Annotated in this window: 10 protein-coding genes; all 10 read right to left on the bottom strand. The window is 53.7% G+C overall.

Annotated features, from left to right (window positions below):
* Window positions 1-144: 144 nt before the first annotated feature.
* Complete coding sequence (locus HMPREF2959_RS06785) at window positions 145-1,779, bottom strand: CTP synthase (RefSeq protein WP_002244956.1); 1,635 nt, start codon at window positions 1,777-1,779, stop codon at window positions 145-147.
* 111 nt (window positions 1,780-1,890) lie between these two features.
* The gene (locus tag HMPREF2959_RS06780; protein ID WP_002243721.1) at window positions 1,891-3,561 is read right to left on the bottom strand and encodes an AMP-binding protein; all 1,671 of its coding nucleotides are present in this window, start codon (window positions 3,559-3,561) and stop codon (window positions 1,891-1,893) included.
* A gap of 71 nt (window positions 3,562-3,632) precedes the next feature.
* Window positions 3,633-4,736, bottom strand: coding sequence for a tRNA 2-thiouridine(34) synthase MnmA (mnmA, locus tag HMPREF2959_RS06775; protein ID WP_002243722.1), 1,104 nt, complete (start codon window positions 4,734-4,736; stop codon window positions 3,633-3,635).
* Between the two features lie 125 nt (window positions 4,737-4,861).
* Window positions 4,862-5,335, bottom strand: a complete 474-nt coding sequence (locus HMPREF2959_RS06770) for a copper chaperone PCu(A)C (protein ID WP_002222219.1) — start codon at window positions 5,333-5,335, stop codon at window positions 4,862-4,864.
* A 114-nt stretch (window positions 5,336-5,449) separates the two neighbouring features.
* On the bottom strand, window positions 5,450-5,833 hold the full coding sequence (locus HMPREF2959_RS06765) for a diacylglycerol kinase (RefSeq protein WP_002212838.1): 384 nt from the start codon (window positions 5,831-5,833) through the stop codon (window positions 5,450-5,452).
* Between the two features lie 312 nt (window positions 5,834-6,145).
* Entirely contained in the window at window positions 6,146-7,102 is a 957-nt protein-coding gene (gene gshB / locus HMPREF2959_RS06760; protein WP_002243723.1) for a glutathione synthase, read from the bottom strand.
* A gap of 92 nt (window positions 7,103-7,194) precedes the next feature.
* A complete protein-coding gene (locus tag HMPREF2959_RS06755) occupies window positions 7,195-8,883 on the bottom strand; it encodes a glutamine--tRNA ligase/YqeY domain fusion protein (protein WP_014581624.1) in 1,689 nt (562 codons plus the stop codon).
* Window positions 8,884-8,994: 111 nt separating this feature from the next.
* On the bottom strand, window positions 8,995-9,768 hold the full coding sequence (locus tag HMPREF2959_RS06750) for a DeoR/GlpR family DNA-binding transcription regulator (RefSeq protein WP_002235997.1): 774 nt from the start codon (window positions 9,766-9,768) through the stop codon (window positions 8,995-8,997).
* 42 nt (window positions 9,769-9,810) lie between these two features.
* Window positions 9,811-10,713 carry a LysO family transporter gene (locus HMPREF2959_RS06745; RefSeq protein ID WP_002239185.1) on the bottom strand — a complete coding sequence of 301 codons (903 nt, stop codon included), beginning with the start codon at window positions 10,711-10,713 and terminating at the stop codon, window positions 9,811-9,813.
* Between the two features lie 148 nt (window positions 10,714-10,861).
* Window positions 10,862-11,578: a GntR family transcriptional regulator gene (locus tag HMPREF2959_RS06740; protein ID WP_002212831.1), complete on the bottom strand. Its 717-nt coding sequence runs from the start codon at window positions 11,576-11,578 to the stop codon at window positions 10,862-10,864.
* Between the last annotated feature and the right edge of the window lie 224 nt (window positions 11,579-11,802).

The following is an 11,802-nucleotide window of genomic DNA, read 5'->3' as shown; positions in this document are numbered from 1 at the left end:
ATGCTAAGTTAAATTGAGGACACGCCCTAGATAAAACCATAAAAATTAAATTGATGGCTTTTATAATCCCCGACTTGCGAAAATGCCGTCTGAAGGTCTTTGTCAGGCTTTCAGACGGCATTTTGATCATCAAGTAACGCTTTATCAGGCTTTTTTATTGTTCAACGCAGCTTTGACAAACGCGGTGAACAAAGGATGCCCTTTGCGCGGATTGGAGGTAAACTCGGGGTGGAACTGGCAGGCGAAGAACCAAGGATGGTTCGGCAGTTCGATGGTTTCGACCAAGCGTTCGCGTCCGGCGGATACGCCGCCGATAACCAAGCCTGCTTTTTCCAACTGAGGAACATAGTTGTTGTTGACTTCGTAGCGGTGGCGGTGGCGTTCGCGGATGTGTCCGCTGCCGTAGATTTTGGCGGCGAGGCTGCCTGCTTTCAATTCGACTTCTTGCGCGCCCAAACGCATGGTGCCGCCCAAATCGGCGGATTCGTCGCGGGTTTCGACGCTGCCGTCGGCGGTTTGCCATTCGTCAATCAGGGCAACGACGGGGGCGGCGCATTTGAGGTCGAACTCGGTGGAATTCGCACCTTTCAAACCTGCCACGTCGCGGGCGTATTCGATCAGCGCAATCTGCATACCGAGGCAGATGCCCAAGTATGGCACGTTGTTTTCGCGGGCATAGCGCACAGCGGCGATTTTGCCTTCCACGCCGCGCGAACCAAAACCGCCGGGAACGAGGATGGCATCCATGTCTTTAAGCATGGAAACGTCGCCGTTGTTTTTCTCGATGCTTTCGCTGTCAACAAAGGTAATTTGTACGTCGGTTTCGGTGTGAATGCCTGCGTGTTTCAAGGCTTCGATCAGCGATTTGTAGGACTCGGTCAAATCGACGTATTTGCCGACCATGGCGATTTTGACGGTGTGTTTCGGGTTTTGGATGGCGTGGACGATTTTTTTCCACGCGGTCAAATCCGCCTGCTGCACATTAAGCTGCAACTGCTCGGTAATGATGTTGTCGATGCCTTGGTCGTGCAGCATTTCGGGGCATTCGTAGATGCTGTCCACATCGTAGCTGCCGACAATCGCGCGTTCTTCCACGTTGCAGAACAAGGCGATTTTGCGGCGTTCGTCCGCAGGCATTGTCCTGTCCATACGGCAAATCAGGATGTCGGGTTGCAAACCGATGCTCAACATTTCTTTAACGGTGTGCTGGGTCGGCTTGGTTTTGATTTCGCCTGCAGCGGCGATGTAGGGGACGTAGCTCAAGTGGGCGAACAGGGTGTTGTTGCGTCCCAACTGGCTTCGCATCTGGCGGATGGCTTCCAAAAACGGCAGCGATTCGATGTCGCCGACCGTGCCGCCGATTTCGACAATCGCCACATCGTAACCTGCCGCGCCTTCGTGGATGCGGCGTTTGATTTCGTCGGTAATGTGCGGGATGACTTGAACCGTGCCGCCCAAATAGTCGCCCCGTCGTTCTTTGGCGATGACGTTTTCGTACACCTGCCCCGTGCTGAAGCTGTTGCGGCGGGTCATCGTGGAATCGATAAAGCGTTCGTAGTGTCCCAAGTCGAGGTCGGTTTCCGCGCCGTCGTCGGTGACGAACACTTCGCCGTGTTGGAACGGGCTCATCGTGCCGGGATCGACGTTGATATAAGGATCGAGCTTGAGCATGGTAACGTTCAAGCCGCGCGATTCGAGGATGGCGGCAATAGAAGCGGCGGCGATACCTTTACCCAGTGAGGAGACAACGCCGCCGGTGACGAAAATGAATTTGGTCATGATGGAATACCCATGTTGGAATGCGTGATTTTAACGTGAAGCGCGCGGTTCTGGCAAACGGACGGATGCCGTCTGAACGGTGGACGGCTGTTTTCAGACGGCATCTTTTCTTTATTTCCCGGTACTTTGCCGCAACTCGCGGCGCAGGATTTTGCCGACGTTGGACTTGGGCAACTCGTCGCGGAATTCGATATTTTTCGGTACTTTATATGCGGTTAATTCGGTGCGGCAAAAGGCGATAAGTTCTTCTTTGGTCAATGACGGGTCTTTTTTGACGACAAATACTTTTAGGGCTTCTCCGGTTTTTTCGTCGGGAACGCCGATACAGGCGACTTCCATCACTTTGCCGTGATGCGCGATGACTTCCTCGATTTCGTTCGGATAAACATTGAATCCGGAAACAACGACGAGGTCTTTCTTACGATCGACCAGCTTCAACCAGCCTTTTTCGTCCATGACGGCAATATCGCCGGTTTCCAAGAAGCCGCGCGCGTCTATGGCTTTGGCGGTTTCTTCGGGGCGGTTCCAGTAGCCTTGCATCACTTGAGGGCCTTTTACCCACAATTCGCCCGGCTGCCCGACGGGGACTTCTTTGCCGTTTGCGTCGCGCAGTTCGACTTCGGTGGACGAGACGGGCAAACCGATGCTGCCGCTGTATGATTCGATGTTTAAGGGGTTGCAGCACACGCCGGGGCTGGCTTCGGTCAGACCGTAGGCTTCGACGATGGGCGTGTCGGTGATTTTTTTCCATTTTTCGGCAACGGCTTTTTGGGTCGCCATACCGCCGCCCAAAGTCAGCCGCAATCCTGAAAAATCGACTTCGGCAAAATCGGGCCGGTTAACCATCGCGTTAAACAGTGTGTTCACGCCGATAAATACATTAACCCGCTGTTTTTTCAGTTCTCCGATAAAGCCTTTCATATCGCGCGGGTTGGTAATCAGGATGATTTTCGAGCCGGCATTGGCAAAAATCATCAGATTCACGGTTAAGGCGAAAATATGATACAGCGGCAGGGCGGCGATAACGGTTTCTTTGCCCTCACGCAACTGGTTTTTAATCCATTCTTTTGCCTGAAGCATATTGGCGCAGATGTTGCCGTGGCTCAGCACCGCCCCTTTGGCAACACCTGTCGTGCCGCCCGTGTATTGCAACAGCGCGGTATCTTCGCGGTTTAATGCGACAGGTTGGAAAACGTGCTTCGCCCCCTCTTTCAATGCCGTCTGAAAGGAAATGGTTTCCCGAATACGGTATTCGGGCACCATTTTCTTGATTTTCCGGATGACGAAATTGATCAGCGAACCTTTAAGCAGCCCGAACATTTCGCCGACGGAGGCTACGATGACGTGTTTGATCTGCGTGCGCGGCAGCACCAGCTCCAGCGTGTTGGCGAAATTTTCCAAAACGATGATGGCGGTCGCGCCGCTGTCTTTCAACTGATGCTCCAGCTCGCGCGGGGTATAGAGCGGATTGGTGTTCACCGCTACCAAACCTGCCTGCAAAATGCCGAAAAGGGCAATCGGGTATTGCAATACGTTGGGCAGCATAATGGCAACACGTTCGCCGCGCGGCAGCTTCAGGACGTTTTGCAGATAAGAAGCAAAATCTGTTGCCAGTTTGCCGGTTTCGGCATAAGTCAGCGTCTTGCCCATGTTTTGAAAAGCAGGTTGGCCGGCAAATTTCTTGACACTTTGGCAAAATACATCGCTGACGGAACCGTATTGCGTGATGTCGATTTCGGCACTGACGCCCTTCTCGTAACTGTCTAACCAGATTTTTTCCATAGGTATCGGTCTTTTAAAGTGGAATTGAGCGGAACAATGCCGTCTGAAAACTGTTTCAGACGGCATAAGTTTTATCGTGTGATGATGACAGGCTTGTCGGTCGTTTGAATGATGCCGCCGCCCAAACAGATGTCGCCGTCGTACAGCACGGCAGACTGGCCCGGCGTAACCGCCCATTGCGGTTCGTCAAACACCAGCTCGGCGGTTTCTTCATCCAAATAGCGCAACTCACAAGGCGCGTCCGCCATACGGTAACGCGTTTTACAGGTATAACGCCCTGCTTTCGGGCGTTCGGGCAGCGTGAAACTCAAATCGTTCATCACAAGGCTGCGGGTATAGAGCAGCGGATGGTCGTGTCCTTGTACGACAATCAGTTCGTTTTTCGTCAAATCTTTAGCCGCAACAAACCACGGTTCGCCCGCACCGCCAATGCCCAAACCTTTGCGCTGTCCGAGCGTGTAGAACATCAGCCCGACGTGTTCGCCGACGGTTTTCCCTTCGGGCGTAACCATTTTACCGTTGTCGGTCGGCAGGTATTTCTGCAGGAACTCGCGAAACGGACGTTCGCCGATGAAGCAGATGCCCGTGCTGTCTTTTTTGGCAGCGGTTGGCAGTTTGAACTCGGCGGCAAGGCGGCGGACTTCGGGTTTTTCCAAACCGCCCAACGGAAAAATCGCGCGCTCGAGTTGGAAAGGCTTGAGGCGGTAGAGGAAATAGCTTTGGTCTTTGTTTCGATCCAAACCTTTGAGCAGGTAATGCACGCCGTTGCGGACTTCTTTGCGCGCATAGTGTCCGGTGGCGATGGTATCCGCGCCCTGCCCTACGGCGTAATCCAAAAAGCATTTGAATTTGATTTCGGCGTTGCACAACACATCGGGATTCGGCGTGCGCCCCGCACTGTATTCCTGAAGAAAATAAGCAAAGACTTTGTCTTTATATTGCGCGGCGAAATTAACGATGTCGATATCGATGCCGATAATATCGGCAACGGCGATGGCATCGAACGAATCCTGTTTGATGCTGCAATATTCGTCGTTGTCGTCGTCTTCCCAGTTCTGCATGAACACACCGCGCACTTGATAACCCTGCTGCTTGAGCAGGGCGGCGGTTACGGAAGAATCGACACCGCCGGAGAGCCCGACGATGATATTGGTGGTGTTTGCTGTCGTATTCATGCGTAGAATATGGTTGGAAACGGCGGTTTTTAAAGGCGGATTTTAACACATTTTAAAGGCGGGCATAAAAATGCCGTCTGAAAGCCCGGGCTTTTTCAGACGGCATTTCAAACATTTTCAGCAGATTAGTGCTGATGCGCTTCGCCGTGGTGATGACCGTGGTTCATTGCCGGCATCGGCGCGATTTTGACTTCCAGTTGGACGGTTTGCGCTTTGGCGTTTTTAAATTTCAGGGTAACGGGAATCTTGTCGCCCTCTTTTAATTGTTTTTTCAAACCCATAAACATCACGTGATAGCTGCCAGGCTTGAGTTCGGTAACGGATTTCGCCTCCAAAGGCACGCCGCCTTCGACTTCGCGCATCCGCATCACGCCGTTGTCGTTGATGTGGGTATGCACTTCGACGCGGTCGGCAACGGGGCTGCTTCCGCCGAGCAAAAAGTCTTGTTTGGCTTCGTCGTTGTGGATTTTCATGAACGCGCCGCCTATTTTCATACCTTCGACGGTGGTGCGCGCCCAGCCGTCCTCAACGTGGACTCCGGCGGCGGAAACCGCGCCTGCCAAACCTGCCATCATCACGGCCGCCAATAATTTTTTCATCTTTCTGCTCCTTATAATATCAGACGGGGAATGTGCTTAATCTTATAGTGGATTAAGTGAATAATAAATACCACATACTAATCCTAAAGGATTACAAATCCTGCTGCAAGCGTTTTACCCGAACAGGGCAGACAGCCAAACCGCCGCCAACATCAGCATCGCGAACAATTGTGCGGCAGAACCTGCGTCTTTGGCGCGTTTGGCCAGCTCGTGTTTTTCGGTCGAAGTATGATCGACGGCAGCTTCGACGGCGGTGTTGAACAGTTCGACAATGACCGACACAAAAGACGCGATAATCAACGGCAGGCGGACGGCGGTTTCGGAAACCCAAAAAAATGCCGCGCACACCAGCAGTACGTTCAGCCACAAAACCTGACGGAATGCCGCTTCGTAACGGTAGGCGGCGGCGATGCCGTCTATCGAATAGCCGAATGCGTTAATGACGCGCCTGATGCCGCCTTTGCCTTTTTTTTCTGCCGCGTAAGAAGAAGGTTCCATCGGTATCCTTTCAAAATGTTCTCAATATAGTGGATTAACAAAAACCAGTACGGCGTTGCCTCGCCCTAGCTCGAAGAGAACGATTCTCTAAAGGTGCTAAGCACCAAGTGAATCGGTTCCGTACTATCTGTACTGTCTGCGGCTTCGTCCGCCTTGTCCTGATTTTTGTTAATCCACTATATATACCGTCTGAAAACGGGGCGGCGGGGTGTCCGTACGGCATTAACCGCATCCCTGCCGGCTGAGGGAAAACCCTGCCTGCCCGAACAAACCAAACGGTTGTGAAGCAAAAGCCTTTCAAACGGCATCGGTTTAACGTACCGACCACGCGGCAACGGCATCGGCAAACATTGCCGCCACGTCGAAACCTTTTTGTTTCATAATTTCTTGGAATCCGGTCGGGCTGGTTACGTTGACTTCGGTCAGGTTGCTGCCGATAACGTCCAAACCGGCCAGCAGGATGCCGCGCCGTTTGAGTTCGGGGGCGAGCGTTTCGGCAATTTCGCGGTCGCGTCCGTCCAATTCCTGCGCCACGCCGCGTCCGCCTGCCGCAAGGTTGCCGCGTGTTTCGCCGTTTTGCGGGATACGCGCCAAAGCATAGGGGACGACTTCGCCGCCGATAATCAGGATGCGTTTGTCACCGTGTACGATTTCGGGAATGTAGCGTTGCGCCATAATGGTGCGGGAATCAAGCCGCATCAGGGTTTCGAGGATGCTGCCGATGTTGGGGTCTTTTTCGGTCAGGCGGAAGATGCCCATACCGCCCATGCCGTCGAGCGGTTTAATGATGATGTCGCCGTGTTCTTTCAAAAATGCGCGGACATCGGCGGAACGGGTCGTTACCAGCGTGGGCGCGGTAAAGCGGCTGAAGTTCAAAATCGCCAGTTTTTCATTGAAATCACGCATCGCCTGTCCGCTGTTAAAGACCTTCGCGCCCTGCTGCTCCGCCAGCGTCAGAAGCTGTGTGGCGTAGAGGTATTGCATATCGAACGGCGGATCGGTACGCATAATCACGGCATCAAATGCTTTCAATGCCGTCTGAACTTTGTCGGCGGCGGCAAACCAGTTTTTGTCGTGGTCGTCTTGTGCGCCGAGAAACTCAAAAGCAGACGCATCAGCAACCACCAGACCGTTTTTAACCGACAATCCGCTGCTCAAGGTATGAAACAGCCGCCAGCCGCGTTTTGCCATCTCGCGCATCATGGCGTAGGTGGTGTCTTTGTAGGTTTTGAAACTTGCCATCGGGTCGGCGATAAAGAGGACTTTCATCATATTTCCTTTCCGGTGTGCCGAATGTGCCGCATTTCGCGGGCAAAGGGGAAATGCCGTCCGAACAATATTCAGACGGCAAGGATGGGGTTTTACTTAGGCTGCCAAGAATCTTTCAGCGTGACCGTGCGGTTAAACACCGGCGTGTCTTTGCCGTGGTCTTTACGGTCGGTTACGAAGTAGCCGATACGCTCGAACTGCCAACGGCTTTCTGCCGGCAAATCTTTGGCGGCAGGTTCGGCGTAGGCGGTGATTTCCTTGACGGATTCCGGATTGAGGAAATCGGTGAACGGCAGGTATTCGCCGTCTTCGCCGCGCACGGCATCGGGACGCTCGACGGTAAAGAGGCGGTCGTACAGACGGACTTTGATTTCGGCGGCGTGTTCGGCGGAAACCCAATGAATCACGCCTTTAACTTTACGGCCTTCTGGATTTTTGCCCAAGGTGTCGTGGTCGATGCTGCATTTGAGTTCAACCACATTGCCTGCTTCGTCTTTGACGACTTCATCGCACTTGATGACATAGCCGTGGCGCAAGCGTACTTCGCCGCCGGGAATCAGGCGTTTGAAGCCTTTGGGCGGATTTTCGGCAAAGTCGTCGGCTTCGATGTAAATGGTTTGTGAAACAGGTACTTCGCGATCGCCCATTTCTTCGTGGTTCGGATGGAACGCGGCACGGCGGCTTTGGGTTCTGCCGGTTTCAAAGTTGGTCAGGGTTACTTTGAGCGGGTTCAACACCGCCATCAGGCGTGGGGCGGAATTTTCCAACTCTTCGCGAATCGCGCCTTCCAACACGCTCATATCGACGATGTTTTCAGATTTGGAAATACCGGCGCGTTTGGCAAACAGGCGCAGCCCTTCGGGCGTGTAGCCGCGTCGGCGCATACCGGAAATGGTCGGCATACGCGGATCGTCCCAGCCGGAAACGTGTTTTTCCACAACCAACTGATTCAATTTCCGTTTGGAGGTAATGGTGTACAAAAGCTCCAAGCGTGAAAACTCGTATTGGCGCGGACGTGTGGCGTGCGGCGCGGGGATGTTGTCCAACACCCAGTCATACAGCGGACGATGGGCTTCAAATTCGAGCGTACACAAGGAATGCGTGATGCCTTCGATGGCATCGGAAATACAATGCGTGTAGTCGTACATCGGATAGATGCACCATTTGTCGCCGGTGTTGTGGTGATGGGCGCGGCGGATGCGGTAGATGACCGGATCGCGCATATTGATGTTGCCGGATGCCATGTCGATTTTCAGGCGCAGGGTTTTGCTGCCGTCGGGGAACTCACCGTTTTTCATGCGCGTGAACAGGTCGAGGTTTTCTTCGATACTGCGGTCGCGATAAGGGCTGTTTTTGCCTGCTTCGGTCAGCGTACCGCGGTATTCGCGCATTTCTTCTGGCGTCAAATCATCGACATACGCTTTGCCGTCTTTAACCAAACCGACGGCGTAGTCATAAAGCTGGTCGAAATAGTTGGAAGCGAAACGCGGCTCGCCCGCCCAATGGAAACCGAGCCACTCAACGTCTTCTTTGATGGCGTTGACGTATTCGTCGTTTTCTTTTTCGGGGTTGGTATCGTCAAAACGCAGGTTGCACAAGCCGTCGTAAATATACGCCAAACCGAAGTTCAGGCAGATGGATTTGGCGTGTCCGATGTGCAGGTAGCCGTTGGGCTCCGGCGGAAAACGGGTTTGGACGGCTTCGTGTTTGCCGCTTTTGAGGTCTTCTTCGATGAAGGTGCGGATAAAATGGTTGTCCGCAAATTGGTCTTTATTGAGCATAGTTTTCTTTGAACAGATGGCTTCAGACGGCATTGGGGCGGTTCCTTATGCCGTCTGAAGCGGTTTGATGATGTGTTTATTGTACCCGACTTGCGCGCTTTGACATAGCGTTCAGACGGCATCGGCAATCAGGCATTCCACCCCCGCCTCTTTCAGCATCTTCTGCATCGCGGTATCGGGCAGCCGGTCGGTAAATACTTTGTCAAACGCCGTAATGTCGCCGAGCCTGACCAGCGCGTTGCTGCGGAATTTACTGTGGTCCACGCCGAGGAAGCGGACGCGCGCATTGGCAATCATCGCCTGCATCACGCTGACTTCTTTGTAGTCGTCGTCCAAAAGCGAACCGTCGCTTTCCACGCCGTGCGTACTCATCACGGCATAATCGACTTTGAACTGGTTGATAAAATCGACGGTTGCCACGCCGGTAATACCGCCGTCCAAAGGGCGGACGACTCCGGAAGTGATAATGACCGTGTAATCCGTCCGCGCCGAAACGATGGAGGCGACGTGGATATTGTTGGTAATAATCCGCAGGCTGCCGCGCCGCCTGACCAGCTCCGATGCCACGGCTTCCATCGTCGTGCCGATACTGACAAACAGCGACGAACCGTCGGGGATGTGTTCCGCAATCAGCCGGGCAATGGCGTTTTTTTCGTTTTGACACCGGGTTTGGCGGTCGGCGGGCAGGCCCTCCGGCAAGTTTCCGCCCGAAGATGCGCCGCCGTGATGGCGTTTCAGGCTGCCGGCCTCCTCCAACTCGCGGATGTCGCGGCGTATCGTCTGCGGGGTAACGTCCAATGCGGCGGCAAGCTCGTCCACCGACATAAACTGATGCCGGCGGACAAGGCTTAAAATCTCTCCGTGCCTTTGGATTTTCGGTTTCATCGTTTTCTGCCTCCTTGCATCGGGATGCCGATTTTACCGCGTTCAACCCAAAGCGGAAAACACCACCATCAGAAACGGGGCGGCGATATTGACCACCACGCCGAAGCTGACCGCTACCGGCACGACTTCCAAACCGCCCGCACCCTGAATCACGGGCAATGTAAAATCCATACTGGTCGCACCGCCAACCCCCACCGCCGCATCCGGAAAACGCTTCATCAGCAGCGGGATAAATGCCAGTGCAAACAGCTCTCGTGCCAAATCGTTCAGCAGCATGATGCTGCCCCATACCGCGCCGTAAGCCTCGGTCATGACCAAACCCGAGAGGGAATACCAACCGAAGCCGGAAGCCATCGCCAAACCTTTCGTCCACGACACGCCGTCTGCCGATGCGGCAAACAGCAGCCCGCCCGAAAGAGATGAAAGCATAAACCAGACCGACAACCGAATACCCCTGCGGTTGACCAAAACCTGCCGCAACGATACGCCGCTGCTTTTGAGCTGTACGCCGATGAGGAACACCAGCAGCATCAGACAATACATGCCCGCGCTTTCAGACGGCATCCAAATATCGCGCATCAGTTTGCCGAATGCAAATCCGAGCAGCACGCATCCGAGCTGCCCCACACTGCCCGACACGCCGACCGAAACGCCCTTCCCTTTCCCCTTTATCCGCCACGGGAATAACTTTCCCAACACTGCCAAAGCAAGCAGGTTCGCCCCGACCGTACAAACAAACAGCCACAGAACCGTCAACGCCATATCGTCCAACCGCGAACCCAAATCCTCCACGCGCGACAACGAGACGCCGATCAGCAGCAGCACAGCATACACCAAGACCGATAGCACCTTATCCAAAGCGGGCAGGTAAGGCTTGGGCACACGGATAAAAAATCCGGCAAACATCGGTATCAATACCGAAAGCAACGTCATCAGGCTGTCCATCTCCTGACCTCCTTTATTGCCGCATGATATATGCGGTTTAAAAATTGCCGTCTGAAAATTGCAGATACCCGCATCCATATTTCAGACGGCATCAGGTTCGCCATTAAAAAACCGCCTGAAGGTTCAGGCGGCTTATCCGCTCCGGCATTCAATCTTCCAAAGTCTTTTCCAAACGCTCCATACAGTTGCCCAAATGGCGGCGCAGGATTTTGACCACGCGGTTGCGCCTGCCCGCCAGCAGCAGGTCGAGGATTTCGCGGTGTTCGGAATGCGTATGCGTATTGATGGCGTGTTTTTCCTCGCGATGCACGCCCGCCACGGCGACAATCAGGGAAGACCGCGCGCACAGCGTGTTCATAATGTCGAACAGCACATCGTTGCCCACCAGGCGCGCCAGTTCGACGTGGAAGGCATTGGACAGGCGGTTCCAGCCAACGCGGTCGCCCCTGCCGGAGGCCTCTTCTTCGCGCCGTATCATCGCATAAAGCGGCTTGAGGCGCGTTTCCAAATCCGGCAAATCTGCGAGGATATTCAAAATCATCGTCTCCATTTCGATGCGCGCATTGAACACATCCTGCATTTCTTTCAAATCGGGAACGTGGACGAACGCGCCCCTGTTGGGTTGCAAATCGACAATCTTGTCGTGCGCCAAAAGCGACAGCGCGCCGCGGACGGTGTTGCGCGAACACACCATCTGACGGCAAAGTTCGGATTCGGTCAGCTTTTTGCCGGGCAGCAGCACCTGATCGGTAATGCCGTCCAAAATCAGGGCGTAAACACGGAACAGCTCCGAATCGTGCCGCTCTTCGAGAATCAGGGAAGACGTGGTCGGCGCATGGATAATGTCGTCGTTTTCAAAGTTCATGATGTTTTCCGTATTTTTACGCTTTCAAATTTTTTAAGATGTTTTAAGGCGGCTGTGTTTCAAATCGTGTCAGAGGAATTAAAGCATTGCACAAATTTATATTATAGTGGATTAAATTTAAATCAGGACAAGGCGACGAAGCCGCAGACAGTACAGATGGTACGGAACCGACTCACTTGGTGCTTCAGCACCTTAGAGAATCGTTCTCTTTGAGCTAAGGCGAG

Origin of the sequence: Neisseria sp. HMSC070F02, from assembly GCF_001814225.1 — a bacterium.
Lineage (GTDB): Bacteria > Pseudomonadota > Gammaproteobacteria > Burkholderiales > Neisseriaceae > Neisseria > Neisseria meningitidis.
This window is presented reverse-complemented; position numbering and strand designations above follow the sequence as displayed.